We start from the raw sequence: 20,007 nt of genomic DNA, 5'->3' as shown, positions 1-20,007 counted from the left end.
CGCTGAACGCAACATGCCTGCCTGTCATGATTGAACGGATCAGGACGATCCGTTCAACCATCATCTGCTTACAACGCGACGGTTACAGAACGTCCAGCAGCTCGACGTCAAATACCAGAACGCTGTGCGGAGGAATGCCGCCGACGCCTTGTGCGCCGTAAGCCAGTTCGCTCGGAACGTGCAGACGCCATTTGCTACCGGCGTTCATCAGTTGCAAGGCTTCAGTCCAGCCGGCAATCACGCCACCAACCGGGAATTCAGCAGGCTCGCCGCGATCGTAAGAGCTGTCGAACACCGTACCGTCGATCAGCGTGCCGTGGTAGTGGGTGCGAACCTGATCTTCGCGCGATGGCTTGGCGCCTTCACCGGCGTTCAGGATTTCGAATTGCAGACCTGAAGCCAAGGTTGTAACGCCCTCACGCTTGGCATTCTCAGCCAGGTAAGCCAGGCCAGCACCCGCAGCTTGTTCAGCCTTGGCCGCTGCTTCTGCCTGCATGATTTCGCGGATGACTTTGAAGCTGGCAGACATTTCGTCCTGACCTACACGGCTTTCTTTACCGTGGAAGGCGTCATTCAGGCCCGCCAGGATCGCGTCCAGGCTGATGCCCGGTGGCGGGTTATCACGCAGCTGGTCACCCAACTGACGACCAATGCCGTAGCTGACGCGGGTTTCGTCGGTGGACAAGTTAACTTCGGACATAACACTGCTCCGCTGAGGGGGCGCTTGGAAAAGACCGGACGTGGGCACGCTGAGCGGCTAATCCACGGCTCGCCTGAAGACGCCCCGAACCAAAAGGGCAAGCAGCCTAGCACAGATGAGCAAGCGCTCCCTACCCGCAGGTATCACCACGCAGAGTGGAAGGCTATCGGCACACTCAGGGGTTCTTCGTCGACATTGTGCAGACCGCACATTTCGTCGTGAACCACGGCGTGCACCAGATTGAACGGCACCTTTGGCAAGGTGTGCAGCAGATCCCGAGCATGCTCCACGGAGCGTAAGTGCAAGGTTTTGCCGTTCAAGTCATTGAGCGGGTACGCCACGCCACGTACGCGGGCCTCCAGTAAATAGATGCCCCCTTCCATAGAGATCAGATTCAATTCATCCACAAGCCCTGCATGGGCAAAAGCGGTCAGTTCCTGGAGATTCATGAGAAGGCCCTGTCAAACTGTACCGATGAGTCAGAAGTATAAGTCTTGTACAGGACGGCGAAATCACAACCTGGAAATGACACCGCCCGTCCATTACCTCTCCGAAGAACGCAAGGGCCAGACGTCTGATGGTGGATGGTCAAAACTCTTAGCACTTTCATCGTCCCAGCCAAGCTACTCACACATGCTTAAAAAATCGTGGCCGTTTGTGCAAAATGGTTGATAGGTACTGTAAGAAAGATTCACTCGAGCAAAACTATAACCAAGGATATAGAAGCAGGGAGCGCCCCGGGGGCTCCCTGACACACGTTAAAAACAACAGCACCCGACGAGAACGTGTAACGAACCTCGTCAGCGCCGCGAACTCAAACCGGGGACATTCGCTGACAACGCGAACCTTCTCCGTTTATGCGACGCAACTCGCCTTGCAGGTGTACCTGCCAAATGGGGACGTCTTCGGCCACCTGATAGCCGTGCAACGTCAGGCTTTCGGCAATGGCCATCAATACCGATTCAGCGGCCAGTGGCCCATGGAAAGGCCCTTGAGCCTTGAGTGCGGAGGGTTGCTCGTCAGACATGCCGGCGGCGAACAGTAACGTCCACATACCGTTATCTCCTGAGAGCGGGCGAATCACACATTCGATACGGGTGACCAGACCCAGACATTGGCGGGTAAGACAGAGGCTGCGCGACATGGCGAGCTCCTCGGTAGATACAGTGTTCGCCCCTCGAACCGCAGGAAGGAGCGCGTCAGTCCTTTTGACAACTGTGATATGTGCCAGAGTAGAACAAAAGCAGAATTCGAAAAGCACCCGCAGTGACTGGGCGCCGAATGGTCATGCCACCACTGCGGCGCCCTGCCCTTTCAATCCGCTTTTTTTGCCAAGGCCTTGAGTTCCGGCTGCAACTGCGCCGGTTCTTTCCCCAGTTCCTTGAGCTCTTCATCACTGAGCATCTCGGCAATGTCCCGCAAACGCTCAACCACACGGGCGTTAACGCTGCCTTCCGGGAACTGACCGTCTTCATCTGGCGCACCGGCAGGCTCGCCAACCAACAGGCTCAGCGCCTCATCGGCCTGACGCACCGCGTACACATGGAACTGCCCGGCACGCACGGCTTGCAGCACACGCTCGTCGAGCATCAGGGTGGCCACGTTCGCCTGCGGAATGATTGCGCCCTGCTCGCCAGTCAAGCCACGCGCTTCGCAGAGACGGAAGAAGCCTTCGATTTTTTCGTTGACCCCGCCCACCGCCTGCACTTCACCAAACTGATTGATTGATCCGGTAATGGCGAAACACTGCTTAAGCGGTGTTTTCGACAGTGCCGAAATCAAGGTGCACGCTTCGCCCAGTGACGCACTGTCGCCATCCACATAACCGTAGGATTGCTCCAGAGCGATGCTCGCGGAAATCGCCAGCGGGAATTCCTGCGCGTAGCGGCTGCCCAGATAGCCCGTGAGAATCATCACCCCCTTGGAGTGGATCGGCTGACCCAGGTTGACCTCGCGTTCGATATCGACAATACCGCTGCCTCCGGGATAAACCGTCGCCGAAATCCGCGCAGGTACGCCAAACGCCGAGTCGCCGACTTCCAGCACCGTCAGCCCGTTGCACTTGCCCACGGCCGCACCGGCGGTGTCGATCAGGATGATGCCCGCGAGCATGTCGTCGAGAATCCGCGCCGACACCCGGCCCGTGCGCGTGGCCTTGGCCTTGAGCGCGCGCTCGATGTGCCCGGCATCGGTCTTGTCATCACTGGCCAGTTGGCGAATGAAATCCGCCTCGCTGACCAATTGGAACAGGTCTCCGATGCGCGCCGACAACCGGCCCTGATGTTCAGCCAGGCGGGCGCTGTACGTGGCCAGGCGGGCGACAGCGTCAGCGGTCAACGGTGCCATGCCTTCTTCGGAGGTGCGGGTTTTGAGCAACTGGGCGAACTGCTCCAGCGTCTCGTCGCCCATCGGGATGTCTTCATCGAAATCCACCAGTACCCGGAACATCTCCTGAAAATCCGGATCGGCGTCTTGCAACGCGTAATACAGTGAACGCGCACCAATGATGATGACTTTGACCTGGAGCGGAATCACTTGCGGGGTCAAAGTCACCGTCGCCAGACGACCCAACTCGCCCAGAGGCGATTCCATTTTCAACTTGCGCGATTGCAAGGCGCGCTTGAGCGCATCCCAGACAAACGGCTCGCTGAGCATTTTTTCGGCTTCGAGCACCAGAAAACCACCGTTGGCCCGATGCAGTGCACCGGGGCGCAGTTGACGGTAGGTGGTGTATAGAGCGCCTTGATCGGTGCTGTATTCGATGCGCCCGAACAGGTTGTCGTAGGTGGGATGCGGTTCGAAAATCACCGGCGCGCCCGAATTGACCGGGTGGTCGACCACCAAACTCGGGCAGTATTGTTCTTCGAGCAGCTTGCGCGCCTCGGCGTCGGTCTTGCTATCGTCGACCAACTGCTCGACCACGGTTTTCAGCAGGTAGACCTGCACCCCTTGCAGGTAAGCGCAGACCCCGGCGTTCTCGTCGTACTTCTCGGACAACGGCGCCAGCAACGGCTGCAAGGCCAGGGTGATGGTTTCTTCATTCAACTGACGCATCTGGTTGCTGGATTCACGCTTCCATTGCGGCAGGCTGGCCAGCTCCTCGTTGAGGCGCTCTTCCAGACCGGAAATGTCGGTATGAAAACGCTCACGGTCCACTTCAGGCAACTGCGAAAATTCGGCCTCGTCCAGCGCCTTGCCTTCGCTCATCGGTGTAAAGGCAATGTTGGTGCTGTCGCGGTAAAGGGCGACTTCTTTTTCCAGGGCCAAGCGCTCGATAACGTCCAGCGCTCGGTCATAACGTTGATTAAATGCGCGGTCGATGGCGCTTTTTTTCTGTTGGTACGACGGGTGTTCGAACACCGCCGGGAAGGTCGCCAGCAGGTTATCGATCAGGCCATTGATATCCGCAATGAACGCACCCGCGCTGCCAGGAGGCAACTCCAGTGCGCGCGGCTCGCGCGGTTCATCGAAATTATTGACGTAAACCCAGTCCGACGGCGTCTCCATGCGCTTGCCTTCGGCTTTGAGGTAGCGCTTGACGAAGGAGAAGCGGCCGGTACCGGGCTCGCCCATCACAAATACGTTGTAACCGGGGCGCGGCATGGCCACGCCAAACTGTAAGGCTTCGACTGCTCGCTCTTGGCCGAGCACACCGCGAAAGGGTTCCAGATCATTGGTTGTCGTGAAGCTGAACTGTTCAGCGGAGAAAGGACGTGTCAGCGCTTCAGGCGCAAGACGCAAGCTGGCAGCAACAGGATCGGGCATCGGACATCCTTACATCGAGCGGGGCAGATAGCGGCATTCTGGCGCTCGCTGTACCCCGCTGGCAAGGCACGGTGCGGCCGATTTTTTTGCACGTAAAAGCTTCACTCTCCTTAATGGGAGAAAAGTCTCCAACCCTATAACAATTTGCAATAAATCACGGAACCCCTGGATCGGACCTAAACTCAAACTTGCGCAGCCAGTCATAACAACTCTGGCTTGCCCTGGCGCAATGACCGGCCAGGAACCTTGACCCTTGGTTGATCACAAAAGAGACTAAAGCTATGAAACGGATTCTTCTTGGTACTCTCTTCACCGTCGCATCCCTCAACGCCATGGCCCAAGCGCCAGGTGGCCCGGATTGCGGCTGGGGCAATATGCTGTTTGAAGGCCAGCGTGGAACTCCAGCCCACTTTCTGGCTTCCACCACCAACGGCACATCGGGTAACGCCACCTTCGGCATGACCTCCGGTACAAACGGCTGCTCCACCAACGCTGCCTTGACCTACGGCGGTAAATCCTGGCTTTCCATGAACGGCATGATGGACGAGCTTTCCAAAGACATGGCCATGGGTCAGGGCGAAGCGCTGACCACGTACGCGGTCGTGTTGGGCGTTGCACCACAAGACCGTGCGCATTTTGCCGCAGTCACCCACGAGCACTTCCAGCAGATTTTCAGCAAAGCAGATACAACGGCCGAAGATGTCCACAACAACACCCTCGCGGTGTTGAAAAACGACCCTCTTCTGGCGAAATACGCAACTCAGGCTTAAGCTCGCACCGCCTGCCCCCGCCTCAGGGGGCAGGCCCCTGTTTACGACCCCGAACATTGATTGCCCTGCCTCCTGACTAGTTGCCCTCTATGCTCAAACGCCTTGGTTATGTGGCGCTCTGTATCTGCGCCCCGCTGTATGCCTCGCCGCATATCGACAATGATCGCTTGCAGCAACTGGCAAATACGCAGTTCTGGATATCCCTGGGGCACTATGAAACGGCCAAGCTGGGTGGCTGGCGCAGCTATGTAGATGACCCCAAATTTTTTCTTGCTGCCAACGGTGCCCACGATCCTGCAGCGGAACTGAGCGCCACGCTCGATGCGATTTATGCCCCCGTCAGCAGCTTCGACACCCTGGCTCAAAATAACCACGCCCAATGCGTTTACCCGGCACGGACCCGCTGGCTGCGTGACCAATTGCAGCTGAGCGACCTGCCCGCCGTAGACTGCAAAGAATTCAAGCAATGGTTCAAGGACGTGGCACCCGACAGCGCCGTGTTGATCTTTCCGGCCGCTTACTTGAACAGCCCTTCCTCCATGTTCGGTCACACCCTGTTGCGCATCGACCAGGCTGACGTGCAGACCAATCACACCGCCCTGCTCAGCTATGCAATTAACTTTGGCGCGTACATCGAAGGCATGGACAACAGTATTCTGTACGCGTGGAAAGGCTTGATGGGCGGTTATCCAGGCCTCTTCGCACTGGTGCCTTACCAGGAAAAACTGTCCGAATACCGCAGTCTGGAAAACCGTGACCTTTGGGAATACCGGCTGAACCTGACCCACGAAGAAACCGGGCGGATGGTCGAGCATGTCTGGGAGCTCAAGCAGATTCGCTTCAGCTATTTTTTCTTCGACGAAAACTGCTCGTATCGCTTGTTGGAGCTGCTACAAGTCGCACGACCCGGCCTGAACCTGACCCAGCACTTCCCGCTGACAGCGATCCCGACCGACACCGTACGCGCCGTGAAAGACGCAGGTCTGGTGGAGAGAACCGACTATCGCCCGTCCCGCGAGCGAGAGTTGCTCAGCCGCGCCGCGCCCCTTGAGAGTGAAGAACAGCAATGGGTGCTAAAGGTCAGCGCCGATCAGAAGCAATTGCAAAACAGCGATTACCTGACCCTGCCCAAAGAACGCCGCGCGTTGATTCAGGACGCCGCCTACCGCCTCGAACGCTATCGCGCAAATGGTCTGGAACGCGATACAGAACGCTCGCAGCGCAGTTTCGAGCTGCTGCGTGCGATCAACCAGAATCCCCCGCCACCACTGGACATCGCACGCCCCGGCTTAACGGAAGACGGCCATGAGTCTCGTACCTGGCAATTGGGCGCGGGCAGCCGTGATGACAAGGCGTTCGCCGAATATGGCCTGCGCATGGCGTATCACGACCTGAACGACAATGCCTATGGTTTCCCGCTGGGCGCGCAGATCGAGATTCTCCAGCTAAAATTACGTCAATACGAAGGGAATCACTGGCAGGTCCAACAGTTCGATCTGGCAACCATTCGCTCGCTGACTCCACGCAACGCCCTGCTCCAACCCTGGTCCTGGCAAGTCTCCGGCGGACTGGAACGGGTGCTGGGTAAACATGCAGATGAAACCCTGGTCAGCCACGTCAACGGTGGCGGCGGCGGCACTTGGCAACTGACCGACGACATGCTCGGTTTCGCATTGGGCACCGTGCGCATCGAACACAACGCCGACTTCGCGGCCCTTGTTTCGCCTGCTGCAGGCTTCAACACTGGCCTGCTGTGGCGCAACCCGCTGGGCAACCTGAGCCTGGAAGCCAAGGGAGATTACTTCACCAATGGCGAAGTACGCCGCAGCATCAGCCTGAACCAGCAATGGGAACTGTCACGTAACCTCGGTCTGCGCCTGAGCGCCCAACGCGAGTACAGTCAACTGGCTTCGCCGGTCAACGAAGTGATGCTGGAAATGAAGTGGTATCACTATTGATCTTCAGCGTCTTCACGAACGCTTTCGCGGATAAATTCGCGGGTAATGCGACGCGACCATCACCGTTCTAAAACCCACTAAAGGGAGAAAAGCCATGAGTCGCGCCTTCGTCAATGAAGATCAAGCCGCCGAGCAAGCCGACCAACCGGTGGAACGACGAGTCAGCGAGCAGCCCAACTACGTGACCGCCCGCGGCCTCGTGCAGTTACAGACGCATGTGGCCGAGTTGCAAGCGCAGTACAGCGAACAATCGGCCCAGGGAGATCAAGCTGACAAACAACGTCAGGCCGACATCGAGCGCGATCTGCGCTACTTCAACCAACGCCTGCAAAGCGCCCAAGTGGTCGTACCGGCCCTCTCGACTGACAAGGTACACATAGGTAGCTGGGTGACGTTCGCCGATGAGAGCGGCGCAGAGCAACGGGTGCAGTTGGTGGGTGAGGACCAGGCCGATGCGGCCAGCGCCTTGATCAACTGGGGCTCACCGCTGGGCCGAGCGTTGCTGGGCGCGCAACCGGGCGATGAGGTGCTATGGAAGCGCCCTGCGGGGGATCAGTTGATTGAGGTGATCAGGATAGAGGCGGAGGCTTGATTTATTGCGATCACTTCGTGATCGTTCGCAGACAAGTCAGCTCCCACGGCCTAGCGGCCAGACGCGGAGGCCGTGTGGGCAACGCTTTTAGGAACTAAAAGCCTGCGAAGACGGCATCTCAGGCACAAGCGATATGCCTGAACTAAACCCCACATGAAAACGGAGCCCGAAGGCTCCGTTTTCATGGCAGATCAAATCACGCCAGTTTCTTGTGACGTACCCGGTGCGGCTGGGCCGCGGCTTCGCCGAGGCGTTTTTTACGGTCAGCCTCGTACTCGGTGTAGTTACCTTCGAAGAACACGGCTTGCGAGTCATCTTCGTACGCGAGGATGTGCGTCGCTACCCGGTCCAGGAACCACCGATCGTGAGAGATCACAATGGCCGCGCCCGGGAAGTCGAGCAACGCTTCTTCCAGCGAACGCAGGGTTTCCACGTCGAGGTCGTTTGACGGTTCGTCGAGCAGCAGCACGTTGCCGCCCTCTTTGAGTGTCAATGCCAGGTGCAAGCGACCGCGCTCACCGCCAGAGAGGTCCTTGACGAACTTCTGCTGATCGCCACCTTTGAAGTTGAAGCGGCCAACGTAGGTGCGCGACGGGATTTCATAGTTGCCGATGCGGATCACATCGGAACCATCGGAAACCGCCTGGAACACCGATTTGCTGCCGTCCAGATCGTCGCGGCTCTGATCCACGCACGCCAGCTGCACGGTTTCACCGACTTCAATCGTGCCGGAGTCCGGTTGTTCCTTGCCCATCAGCATGCGGAACAAGGTCGACTTACCTGCACCGTTACCACCAATAACCCCGACGATAGCGCCTTTAGGCATGGAGAACGACATGTTGTCGATCAGCACGCGATCGCCATAGCCTTTGGAAACGTTCTTGAACTCGATGACCTTGTCGCCCAGACGTGGACCGGCGGGGATGTAGATCTCGTTGGTTTCGCTGCGCTTCTGGAATTCCTGCGATTGCATTTCTTCGAAGCGTTGCAGACGGGCCTTGGATTTCGATTGGCGCGCCTTGGCACCTTTGCGAACCCACTCCAACTCGTCTTTCATGGCCTTTTCATGAGCCGACTGCTGCTTGGATTCCTGGGCCAGACGATCGGACTTGGCTTCAAGCCAACCCGAATAGTTGCCCTCGTAAGGAATACCGGCACCGCGGTCGAGCTCAAGAATCCAGCCAGCGACGTTATCCAGGAAGTACCGGTCGTGCGTGATCGCAACCACTGTGCCCGGGAAGTCGTGGAGGAAATGCTCCAGCCAGGCGACGGAATCGGCGTCCAGGTGGTTGGTCGGTTCGTCGAGCAACAGCATATCCGGCGCGGACAGCAGCAGACGGCAAAGGGCCACACGACGCTTTTCACCACCGGACAAGAATTCGATCTTCGCGTCCCAGGCCGGCAGACGCAGCGCATCGGCGGCGACTTCCAATTGACGGTCCAGGTTATGACCGTCGCTGGCTTGCAGGATGGACTCAAGCTTGGCCTGTTCGGCAGCCAGCTTGTCGAAGTCGGCATCCGGCTCGGCGTATTCGGCATACACCTGATCAAGGCGCGCCTGTGCATTTTTGATCACGCTGACCGCTTCTTCGACCACTTCACGCACGGTCTTGGTCGGGTCCAGCTGTGGTTCTTGCGGCAGATAGCCAATGTTGAGCTCAGGCATTGGCCGAGCTTCACCGTCGAACTCAGAGTCGACACCGGCCATGATTTTCAACAGTGTGGATTTACCCGAACCGTTCAAGCCCAGCACACCGATCTTGGCGCCAGGGAAAAACGACAGGGAGATATTTTTCAAAATTTCCCGCTTCGGCGGCACAACTTTGCTCAGCCGATGCATGGTGAAGACGTATTGAGCCATGGAAAGAAAACCCGGTATCTGTAACTGTGATAAAGCGCGGGCTTAGAGCGCGCCTCGAAAATAGCGGTGCAATTTTATTTATCTCCGGCGCTTGCCGCCAGAGAGATTGACCCTTTGATTGAAAATGCGCCGACCGGACATCGATTGCCGACATCACGTTATCTGGATATGGATCAATGCTTGCAGGCAGTGAAATCACTATCGTTAGAAACGGCCTAAACCGCACATCAAGCAAAGCTACCCGAATGCATCCGTCAGGGCAAACCATCCGGCCTAATGGGACTGGCACTTAGCCACGCATCAAGGCATGCTAGCCGCCCTTTGGGCGCCCGGCTTATAGTGCATCTCGCATTCGCCGCTTCAGTCCCGTCGTCAGGATTAGAGTTTGTCCACATCACTCCCCCCTGTTCCCCTGCGCACCTCTAGAGGCGCACCCACCGCGCATTTTCGCGGCTCATTAAAAGCTGCGCTCGCAGCCTTGGTGTTGCTGATGGTTGTGCTGCTGTTCTGGCAACTGATGGATCAGTTCCAGCAGACCCAGGACCGCCAGCGTCAGCGTAGCCTCGACTACAGCGCACAACTGGCCGATCGTTTGGGCCTGAACATGGCGCTCAGTGCACAAAGCGCACTCAACGTCCTAGATAATACGAAAGCGCAAACCCAAACCGCCGCACAACAAGCGCTGATGCTGGACACCCTGCGCCAGACCCTGCCGTCATTGCACAGCGCTGTCTGGTTGAATGCCGAAGGCGAAGTGCTTAAAGACAGCGCCCGCAGCGATGCAGGCTCATCCAGCGACGCACCCATCCTCGCGCAATTGATGCAGCGCGGTCAGGCGTATCCTTATTATTTCGGCAACGCGCCGGATGGCTCACGCGTCTATTTGTTGGTGCGCCAGCCTGGCGAAACGACAAAAGGCTATTGGGTACTGCGCCTCGCGCCCAACGTGCTGACGAAACTTACTCACCAGACAACTCAGGATTTCCAGCCCATGTGGCTGCTGGAAAACAGCATCACCCAAACAGTGATCCATCGTGATGCCGCTGGCATGGACAGCCCGGAAGACGCCAGCCGTGATGGTATCCAGAATGTGTTGCTGTCACCGTTGACCCATAGCGACTGGCAATTACGTGGCTTGTTCGATGCCAGCAAGGCACGTCAAGTATTGCTGCCAGCGCTGATCGGCAAATGCCTGATCGGGCTGTTGTGTTCCCTGTTGCCGCTGCTGGCCCTTGCCGGTCTGCGCCGTCGTCAACGGCAAATGCTTGAGAGCAAACGTCGTTATCAGGACATTTTCGACGGCACCGGCGTCGCGCTCTGCGTGCTCGACCTGTCAGGGCTTCATGGCTATTTGAGTAAGCTGCAAGTACACAGCAGCGATGATCTGGACCGTGTGCTAAAGACACAACCGCAGCTGTGCCCGGAACTGCTACAGCAACTGCACATTACCGAGGTCAATCAGGTCGCACTCGATCTGCTGAAAATCGAATCTGGCGCCGAGGCGTGGCAGCACCTGATAGAGGGGTGCCCGAGCACCCAACAAGGGATTGGCCTGCAGCTGATTCACGCGGTGCTCACCCGGCAGAGTCAACTCGAACTGGAAATCCGTCTGGCCAGCCCACAAGGCGACGATCAGTACCTGTGGCTGGTGATGCGATTGCCTGAACCGGCCGACTATAAGGCGGTGATCCTCAGCATCAGCGACATCAGCAGCCGCAAGCGCGTCGAACTGTCGTTGGTCGAGCGCGAAGGTTTCTGGTCCAATGTGGTGCGTACCGTACCGGATCATCTGTACGTGCAGGACGTCATCAGTCAGCGAATGATTTACAGCAACCACCATCTTGGTGAAACGCTGGGCTACAACAAGGCCGAGCTACAGAAGATGGGCGAGTACTTCTGGGAGATCCTGCTACACCCGGACGACGCCGAACACTATCAGTCCATGCGCCAACTGCAGCGGCAAACCGGGCATGCCGAGCTGCTGCAATGCCAGCTACGGTTTCGTGATCACAATAACCACTGGTGTCGCTTCGATATACGCGAGCAAGCATTGGTGCGCGACAAGAACGGGGTTGTGACGCGCATCATCGGCGTTGCAAAGGACATTACCGAACAGCTCGAAGCCAGCGAGTCCCTGCGTGACAGCGAACAGCGCTACCGGATGCTCGCGGAAAGCATCAGCGATGTAATTTTTTCCACCGACAGTGCGCTGAAACCCAATTACGTCAGCCCGTCGGCGCAGACAGTCCTGGGCTACAGCGCTGAATGGATTCTTGAGAACGGGTGGCAACCGACCATCGCCAACCCGCAGCAATTGACCAAGATGAATGCGCTGCTTGAGCACGTCGCCAAGGCCCTGGGCAAACCCGACGAGTTGGCGAAACTGCGCGCGGGCCTGCCGACCCAGCTGTTCCTCTTCGACTGCCTGCGAGCCGATGGACGCAAGATCCCGATCGAGCTGCGCCTGATTCTGGTGTGGGATGAGCACGGAGCCTTCGAAGGCATCCTGGGTGTCGGGCGCGACATCAGCCAGCAACGTCGTGCCGAGAAAGACCTGCGTATGGCCGCCACGGTATTCGAACATTCCACGTCGGCGATCCTGATCACCGACCCGGCTGGCTACATCGTGCAGGCCAACGAAGCGTTCAGTCGCGTCAGCGGTTATGACGCGTCACAAGTACTCGATCAACTGCCCACCCTGCTGACCGTCGATGATCAGCAGGAAGCGCACTTGCGTTACATCATCAAGCAACTGCACCAACGCAGCAGTTGGGAAGGCGAAGTCTGGCTCAAGCGTCGCAGTGGCGAGCATTACCCGGCGTGGGTCGGCATCACTGCGGTGCTTGACGATGAGGGCGATCTTGCCAGCTATGTGTGCTTCTTCAACGACATCAGCGAGCGCAAGGCCAGTGAACAACGCATCCATCGGTTGGCCTATTACGACGCCCTGACGCACCTGCCCAACCGCACCCTGTTCCAGGACCGTCTGCACACTGCACTTCAGCAAGCCGAGCGCCAGCAGGCGTGGGTGGTGCTGATGTTCCTCGACCTGGACCGTTTCAAGCCTATCAACGACTCCCTCGGCCACGCCGCTGGCGATCGTATGCTCCAGGAAATGGCATCGCGACTGCTGGGTTGTGTTGACGACGACGACACCGTGGCGCGCATGGGGGGGGACGAGTTCACCCTGCTGCTGCAACCGCGGGCCACCCGGCAGATCGCCCTGAACCGTGCGATCAATGTTGCTGAACAGATCCTCGGCAGCCTGGTGAAACCGTTCGTCCTCGAAGGTCGTGAGTTTTTTGTGACCGCCAGTATCGGCATCGCGCTCAGCCCGCAAGATGGCAACGAGCTGAGCCAGCTGATGAAAAACGCCGACACGGCCATGTACCACGCAAAAGAACGCGGCAAAAACAACTTCCAGTTTTATCAAGCCGACATGAACGCCACGGCCCTTGAGCGACTGGAGCTCGAAAGCGATTTGCGTCACGCCCTCGAGCAAAAAGAGTTCACGCTGTATTACCAACCGCAGTTCAGTGGTGACGGTAAGCGCCTGACAGGTGCCGAAGCCCTGCTGCGCTGGAACCACCCCCGACGCGGTCTGGTACCGCCGGGCGACTTCATTCCGGTGCTTGAAGAACTCGGACTGGTCGTGGAAGTCGGAGATTGGGTACTGACCCAGGCGTGCCGTCAGCTCAAGAGCTGGCACCAGGCCAAGGTCCGCGTGCCCAAAGTATCAGTCAACATTTCCGCACGGCAGTTCTCCGACGGTCAGTTGGGCACGCGCATTGCCGACATTCTCAAAGACACCGGCCTGCCGCCGGCCTGTCTCGAGCTGGAGCTGACCGAAAGCATCCTGATGCGTGAAGTCAACGTGGCCATGCTGATCCTAGACGGTTTAAAACGTCTGGGCCTGAGCATCGCGGTGGACGACTTCGGCACGGGCTATTCATCGCTGAACTACCTTAAGCAATTCCCGATTGATGTGCTGAAAATCGACCGGACGTTCGTCGACGGCCTGCCATCGGGTGAGCAGGACGCGCAGATCGCTCGCGCCATCATCGCCATGGCCCACAGCCTCAACCTGTCGGTCATCGCCGAGGGCGTGGAGACCCATGAACAGCTGGAGTTCCTGCGCGAACACGGTTGCGACGAAGTTCAGGGCTACCTGTTCGGCCGCCCAATGCCACCTAATCGCTTCGAAGCGCAATTCAGCAATGATGCGTTGTTCATGTTTGATTGATGGTGGCGGTGATCCTCGTGAAAACCGCTTGTCTCCGACATGACTGCCTTTCATATGCCAGATAAAAGCCGATGGGTTAGAATGCCCTCCTTTTCTACTGCCCCGATCCTTGAGGACCGCCATGTTCAGCCGTGATTTGACTCTCGCCAAGTACGACTCCGATCTCTTTGCCGCCATGGAGCAAGAAGCTCAGCGCCAAGAAGAGCACATCGAGCTGATCGCTTCGGAAAACTACACCAGCCCTGCCGTGATGGAAGCTCAAGGCTCGGTCCTGACCAACAAGTACGCTGAAGGCTACCCAGGCAAGCGTTACTACGGCGGCTGCGAATACGTCGACGTGGTTGAGCAACTGGCTATTGATCGCGCTAAACAGCTGTTCGGTGCCGATTACGCGAACGTTCAACCACACGCGGGCTCCCAAGCCAACAGCGCGGTTTACCTGGCGTTGCTGCAAGCGGGCGACACCATTCTGGGCATGAGCCTGGCCCACGGTGGTCACCTGACTCACGGCGCCAGCGTCAGCTCGTCCGGCAAGCTGTACAACGCCGTACAGTACGGCATCGACGGCAACGGCCTGATCGACTACGACGAAGTCGAGCGTCTGGCGGTTGAACACAAGCCAAAAATGATCGTGGCGGGTTTCTCCGCGTACTCGCAAATCCTGGACTTCCCGCGCTTCCGCGCAATCGCTGACAAAGTCGGCGCTTACCTGTTCGTCGACATGGCGCACGTGGCCGGTCTGGTTGCTGCAGGCGTGTACCCGAACCCGGTTCCATTCGCTGACGTGGTCACCACCACGACTCACAAAACCCTGCGCGGTCCACGTGGCGGTCTGATTCTGGCCAAAGCCAACGCCGACATCGAGAAGAAGCTGAACTCGGCCGTCTTCCCAGGCTCCCAGGGCGGTCCGCTGGAACACGTAATCGCAGCCAAGGCCGTCTGCTTCAAAGAAGCCTTGCAGCCTGAGTTCAAGACTTACCAGCAACAAGTGGTCAAGAACGCCAAGACCATGGCCAGCGTGTTCATCGAGCGCGGCTTCGACGTAGTGTCTGGCGGTACCGAAAACCACCTGTTCCTGCTGTCGCTGATCAAACAGGACATCTCCGGCAAAGACGCTGACGCTGCCTTGGGTCGCGCGTTCATCACCGTGAACAAGAACTCGGTGCCGAATGACCCACGCTCCCCATTCGTGACCTCCGGCCTGCGCTTCGGCACCCCAGCCGTGACCACTCGCGGCTTCAAAGAAGCAGAATGCAAGGAACTCGCTGGCTGGATCTGCGACATCCTGGCTGACCTGAACAATGAGGCCGTGATCGACGCCGTACGTGAAAAAGTCAAAACCATCTGCGCTAAATTGCCGGTATACGGCGCTTAATCGCCCCGTATTACTGGCGACATAAAAAAACCGGCTCTTAGAGCCGGTTTTTTTTGCAGAATCCCCAGTGTTTGGCCTGTCGCATTCGCGCCCACAAATTCTGCGATCCATCCCGACCTCGTGACGACTTAACCGGAAATAGCTGACACTCCGCAGCCGTTAAGCCATCTCAACTCGCGCAAACCCCGTACGGATTTTCTCTTCCGGCAAGTCATCGGCAATGAACACAATCACACTTTCGCGCTTTTCGTCTTCAGCCCACTCCGTGTCCCAGTCAAAGCCATACAACTTCAGCACGCCTTGAAACACCATGCGTCGGGGTTCGTTGGCGATGTTAAGGACGCCTTTGTAGCGCAGCAGTTGTTTGCCGTGGTCTTCCAGCAGTTCGTTCATGAACTCGCTGAGCTTGTCGATATCCAGCGGTTTGTCGGTGCGCAGAACGAGGCTGGTGATGCGGTCAATGTTGCCTGCGCTGCTCACTGGTTTCAGCGGACGCAGCATCATGCCGCCGCCAACGTCAGCGTTGAGGTTGAAACCGCGCACGTCCAGCAATTCAGCCAGATCAATATTGCCGTGTTCAACCACTCGAATCGGAGCGCGACGGTTGATCCGGGTCAGCCGTTCGCTCAGGGCATTAAAAGCGGCGTCATCCACCAAATCGCGCTTGCTCACCAACAGGCGATCAGCGAAACCGATTTGCGCCTGGGCGATGGTTTGGGTCAGGTGTTGCTCGGCATGGGCCGCGTCGACCAAGGTGATGATGCCGTCGAGGAGGTAGCGCTCGCGCAACTCCTCGTCAATGAAGAAGGTTTGCGCCACCGGTGCCGGATCAGCCAGCCCGGTGCATTCAATCACCAGACGGTCAAAGGCAATCTCACCGCTGTCGAGCCGCTCAAGCAGCAAGTACAAAGCCTTGGTCAAATCGGTGTGAATGGTGCAGCACACGCAGCCATTGGACAGGGTCATGACCTGTACGGGCTCGGTGCCAAGCAATTGGGTGTCGATCCCGGCATCGCTGAATTCGTTCTCGATGACGGCGATTTTCAGGCCGTGTTCAGCCTTGAGCAAATGACGCAGCAAGGTGGTTTTGCCGGCGCCGAGAAAGCCACTGAGTACAGTGACCGGAATGGGTTGCGAAACAGTCATGCGTACTCCTGCGTTTAAATGCGCTTCATAACCAGACCCCATAAACGAAAACGCGCCACGACTGGCGTGGCGCGCGGGATCAGAGATGACTATCCATCAGAGGCTCAGCAGCATTTCGGGCCACCTTTGCCGCCGTAACGAGCCTCTTGGCGTTCACGAAAGAACGCTTCGTAGGTCATCACAGGCTTGTCCGGGTGCCTGATCTGCATATGCTCGACGTAATTGTCATAGTCAGGCATCCCCACCATCAGGCGGGCGGCCTGACCGAGGTATTTCCCGAGGCGACTCAGGTCATTGAACATGTGCAATTCCTCCGTTGAAGCCTGGGTTCATCGTGCGTTCGGCAGCGCCTGGAAAGGCGCCTCTTTGTCCGTACGCCCTTTGGTGCCCCATGCTGCCACACCGACCTTGATCGCATAGAACAGGATCGCGAACACCACCACCATGAACAGCGCGGTCAGGGTAGCGTTGGTGTAGGCGTTGAAAATCACGTGCTGCATCTGATCAATGCTGTTAGCCGGAGCCAACACCTGACCCGCGTCCAGGGCTGTACGGTACTTGGTCGCCAGTGCCAGAAAACCAACCGCAGGGCTCGGGTCGAACAGCTTGATGTAGCCGGCGGTGGTGGTGCAGATCAGCAGCCACACCGCTGGCAGCATGGTGACCCAAATGTAGCGTTGGCGCTTCATTTTGATCAGCACAACAGTAGCGAGCATCAGCGCGATACCGGCCAGCATCTGGTTGGAGATACCGAACAATGGCCACAAGGTGTTGATCCCGCCCAATGGGTCGATCACGCCTTGATAGAGCAAGTAGCCCCACATCGCGACGCAGCCTGCGGTGGCGATCAGGTTGGCAGGCCATGAATCCGTGCGCTTGAGCGACGGCACAAAAGTACCCAGCAAATCCTGGAGCATGAAACGACCGGCTCGGGTCCCCGCATCCACGGCGGTGAGAATGAACAGCGCCTCGAACAAAATCGCGAAGTGGTACCAGAACGCCATGGTGTCTTTGCCCGGCAGTACCTGGTGCAGGATCTGCGCGATACCGACCGCCAGGGTCGGCGCACCGCCAGCACGGGCCAGCACAGTGGTTTCACCGATGTCTTTAGCCACCGCAATCAGCGCGTCCGGGGTAATGGCAAAGCCCCAACTGCTGACGGTTTGCGCAACCGTGACCGCGTCGCTGCCGACAATCGCTGCAGGGCTGTTCATCGCGAAATACACGCCCGGATCAATCACCGAAGCCGCCACCATGGCCATGATCGCCACGAAGGACTCCATGAGCATCGCGCCGTAGCCGATGTAACGGGAGTGGGCTTCGCTCTCTAGCAGCTTCGGCGTGGTACCCGACGCAATCAACGCGTGGAACCCGGACACCGCACCGCAGGCAATGGTAATGAACAGGAAGGGAAACAGCGCGCCTTTCCAGACCGGACCGGTGCCGTCGGTAAACTGAGTCAGCGCAGGCATTTTCAACTCAGGCGCAATGATCAGGATGCCAATCGCCAAGGCGAGGATGGTGCCGATTTTCAGGAACGTCGACAGGTAATCCCGGGGCGCCAGCAACAGCCAGACCGGCAGTACCGCCGCGACGAAGCCATAACCGACCAGCATCCAGGTGATTTGTATGCCGGTGAATGTGAAGGCCTTGGCCCAGACCGGGTCCGCAGCAATCTGCCCGCCGGTCCAGATCGACGCCAGCAGCAGAATCACACCCACCAATGAGATCTCGCCAATGCGACCCGGACGGATGTAGCGCATGTAGACACCCATGAACATCGCAATCGGGATCGTCGCCAGCACCGTGAACATACCCCACGGGCTACCCGCCAGCGCTTTAACCACGATCAGTGCCAACACCGCGAGGATGATGATCATGATCAGGAAGCAACCGAACAAGGCGATAGTGCCGGGCACACGGCCCATTTCTTCACGCACCATCTCGCCCAGGGAGCGACCGTTGCGCCGGGTAGACAGGAACAGAATCATGAAATCCTGCACCGCACCGGCGAACACCACACCGGCAATCAGCCAGAGCGTACCGGGCAGATACCCCATCTGCGCCGCAAGCACCGGGCCGACCAGAGGGCCGGCGCCAGCGATGGCGGCAAAGTGGTGACCAAAAAGAATATGTTTGTTGGTCGGCACATAGTCCAGACCATCGTTATTGAGGACCGCAGGGGTGGCGCGATTAGGGTCCAGCTGCATCACTTTGGTGGCGATGAACAGGCTGTAATAACGGTAAGCAACCAGATAAATCGCGATAGACGCGACCACGATCCAGAGTGCATTGATGGCTTCACCGCGACGTAAAGCCACGACCCCCAAGGCAAACGCCCCAACAACTGCAAGGATCAGCCAGGGCACATGACGCAGCAGGCTAGTATTGGTTTTCATTTTTTTTATTTTCCAGCGAGTGATCTAGGAACAGACCTCCGAGTTTAGACTCAACAGCGCGAAAGGCCACCCCCCGAACAGGGTCCTGCGCGGGTTTTCGGCGACGAAAGACCAAGAACGGGTCGCAATCAACCTGCGGGGAAAATGTCGGCAGGTACAGGTCGGTTTATGAAGCTATAGTCAGCGCTTCAGAGGGTGAAACCATGACCGAATCCAACGCAGAGCGTCGACGCTTCAAACGCATCGCCTTCGACGCCAAAACCGAACTCAGCCAAGGCCCGAACCGCTGGCCGGTTCGGCTGCTTGACCTGTCCCTCAAAGGCCTGCTCATCCAACGCCCAACCCCATGGCTCGGCAACCCGGATCAACCCTTCGCCGTCGACATCCACCTGAGCGAAGACGTCGATGTGCGCATGGACGTCCAACTGACCCACGAAGACAATCAACAACTGGGGTTTGTTTGTTTGCATATCGGGCTGGAGTCGATCAGCCACCTGCGCCGTTTGATCGAACTGAACCTGGGGGATATGCAGGAGCTGGAGAGAGAGATAAAGGCGTTGGTTGAGGGTTGAGGTACCACTTCAAAGCACCTCAACTCCTCGCTGATGATTAGCACCCACCGAGGCGGGCGAACCGAACGCCGATGGTTTTATCGCCCACCAGGGACAGGTTTACTTTCTGGACAAACAGGCCAAAAAACAAACGGGAGCCTTTTAATCTTATTGACGATTACAACGTCATTTAGTTTCTTTGGTAACCGTGCCGAGAGAAGCCTCTTTGACAAAGTAACGACCTTCCATATCACCTAACAGGCTCAGGCTGTTCCTGGCCATCACAAACCCGACTTCCACGCTCTGTTTAACGTAGACGATCTCCCCTGCACGCACGTTTACTTTCAACTCGGCCCAGTTTTCAGCCTTAGAGTTAAGGGTATGCGAACCCGGTGTAACGTAGAAATAAATGTATTCATTCCCACGTGTATAACCCATTTCAGAATGGGCCTCTTGGTCATCCAGGAAAACATTGAAACGAACCAGCGTACCCGCTGAACTTGGACGAATCACATAAACTAATCCCTTGTCCCCAACGGCAGGCTTCGGCAGCGAATACCCGGCCAACTCACCTTGCATCGTGCTAACTGATGGCGCAGACGCACAGCCATAAAGCAGAACTAGCGCGAAAAGGACGAACATTTTTG

At 57.7% G+C, this 20,007-nt stretch carries 15 protein-coding genes; 6 read left to right on the top strand and 9 right to left on the bottom strand.

Annotated features, from left to right (window positions below; all coding sequences use genetic code 11):
• Positions 1–82: 82 nt before the first annotated feature.
• The 4 genes from QN399_RS12845 to QN399_RS12830 all read right to left on the bottom strand — a co-directional run bounded on the left by QN399_RS12845 (position 83) and on the right by QN399_RS12830 (position 4,465).
• Positions 83–700: an FKBP-type peptidyl-prolyl cis-trans isomerase gene (locus tag QN399_RS12845; protein ID WP_219062606.1), complete on the bottom strand. Its 618-nt coding sequence runs from the start codon at positions 698–700 to the stop codon at positions 83–85.
• Between the two features lie 143 nt (positions 701–843).
• Positions 844–1,149, bottom strand: coding sequence for a DUF6482 family protein (locus QN399_RS12840; protein WP_323569030.1), 306 nt, complete (start codon positions 1,147–1,149; stop codon positions 844–846).
• A gap of 365 nt (positions 1,150–1,514) precedes the next feature.
• Positions 1,515–1,844 (bottom strand): hypothetical protein, encoded by a 330-nt coding sequence (locus tag QN399_RS12835; RefSeq protein WP_322182029.1) that lies wholly within the window; start codon positions 1,842–1,844, stop codon positions 1,515–1,517.
• Positions 1,845–2,014: 170 nt separating this feature from the next.
• Positions 2,015–4,465 carry an AAA family ATPase gene (locus QN399_RS12830; protein ID WP_322182031.1) on the bottom strand — a complete coding sequence of 817 codons (2,451 nt, stop codon included), beginning with the start codon at positions 4,463–4,465 and terminating at the stop codon, positions 2,015–2,017.
• Between the two features lie 281 nt (positions 4,466–4,746).
• Between QN399_RS12830 and QN399_RS12825 the strand changes: the two genes are divergently transcribed.
• From QN399_RS12825 to QN399_RS12815, 3 genes are all read left to right on the top strand, one after another.
• A complete protein-coding gene (locus tag QN399_RS12825) occupies positions 4,747–5,235 on the top strand; it encodes a DUF3015 domain-containing protein (protein ID WP_322182032.1) in 489 nt (162 codons plus the stop codon).
• Positions 5,236–5,324: 89 nt separating this feature from the next.
• A complete protein-coding gene (locus QN399_RS12820; RefSeq protein WP_330201012.1) occupies positions 5,325–7,193 on the top strand; it encodes a DUF4105 domain-containing protein in 1,869 nt (622 codons plus the stop codon).
• 94 nt (positions 7,194–7,287) lie between these two features.
• Positions 7,288–7,785: a GreA/GreB family elongation factor gene (locus QN399_RS12815; protein WP_322182036.1), complete on the top strand. Its 498-nt coding sequence runs from the start codon at positions 7,288–7,290 to the stop codon at positions 7,783–7,785.
• 196 nt (positions 7,786–7,981) lie between these two features.
• On the opposite strand, the gene ettA is transcribed toward QN399_RS12815, so the two are convergent.
• A complete protein-coding gene (ettA, locus tag QN399_RS12810) occupies positions 7,982–9,646 on the bottom strand; it encodes an energy-dependent translational throttle protein EttA (protein WP_322182038.1) in 1,665 nt (554 codons plus the stop codon).
• Positions 9,647–10,031: 385 nt separating this feature from the next.
• Between ettA and QN399_RS12805 the strand changes: the two genes are divergently transcribed.
• Together QN399_RS12805 and glyA are read left to right on the top strand one after the other, a co-directional pair.
• Positions 10,032–13,889 (top strand): EAL domain-containing protein, encoded by a 3,858-nt coding sequence (locus QN399_RS12805; RefSeq protein ID WP_323565672.1) that lies wholly within the window; start codon positions 10,032–10,034, stop codon positions 13,887–13,889.
• 121 nt (positions 13,890–14,010) lie between these two features.
• Entirely contained in the window at positions 14,011–15,264 is a 1,254-nt protein-coding gene (glyA, locus tag QN399_RS12800; RefSeq protein ID WP_322182043.1) for a serine hydroxymethyltransferase, read from the top strand.
• A gap of 159 nt (positions 15,265–15,423) precedes the next feature.
• Here glyA and yjiA read toward each other — a convergent pair whose 3' ends face one another.
• The 3 genes from yjiA to QN399_RS12785 all read right to left on the bottom strand — a co-directional run bounded on the left by yjiA (position 15,424) and on the right by QN399_RS12785 (position 18,809).
• Positions 15,424–16,410, bottom strand: a complete 987-nt coding sequence (yjiA, locus tag QN399_RS12795) for a GTPase (protein ID WP_322182046.1) — start codon at positions 16,408–16,410, stop codon at positions 15,424–15,426.
• Between the two features lie 104 nt (positions 16,411–16,514).
• Complete coding sequence (locus QN399_RS12790) at positions 16,515–16,712, bottom strand: YbdD/YjiX family protein (RefSeq protein ID WP_219062619.1); 198 nt, start codon at positions 16,710–16,712, stop codon at positions 16,515–16,517.
• A gap of 27 nt (positions 16,713–16,739) precedes the next feature.
• Positions 16,740–18,809 (bottom strand): carbon starvation CstA family protein, encoded by a 2,070-nt coding sequence (locus tag QN399_RS12785; protein ID WP_322182048.1) that lies wholly within the window; start codon positions 18,807–18,809, stop codon positions 16,740–16,742.
• Between the two features lie 203 nt (positions 18,810–19,012).
• On the opposite strand from QN399_RS12785, the gene QN399_RS12780 reads away from it, so the two are divergent.
• On the top strand, positions 19,013–19,381 hold the full coding sequence (locus QN399_RS12780; RefSeq protein WP_322182050.1) for a PilZ domain-containing protein: 369 nt from the start codon (positions 19,013–19,015) through the stop codon (positions 19,379–19,381).
• A 165-nt stretch (positions 19,382–19,546) separates the two neighbouring features.
• Here the strand turns inward: QN399_RS12780 and QN399_RS12775 are convergent, their stop codons facing one another.
• Complete coding sequence (locus QN399_RS12775) at positions 19,547–19,939, bottom strand: DUF2846 domain-containing protein (RefSeq protein ID WP_323565679.1); 393 nt, start codon at positions 19,937–19,939, stop codon at positions 19,547–19,549.
• Positions 19,940–20,007 lie beyond the last annotated feature (68 nt).

The sequence above is a fragment of the Pseudomonas sp. 10C3 genome (genome assembly GCF_036346185.1).
Classification (GTDB): Bacteria; Pseudomonadota; Gammaproteobacteria; order Pseudomonadales; family Pseudomonadaceae; genus Aquipseudomonas.
The sequence above is the reverse complement of the archived record's forward strand: the minus strand, read 5'-3'. Positions and strand labels throughout refer to the sequence as shown.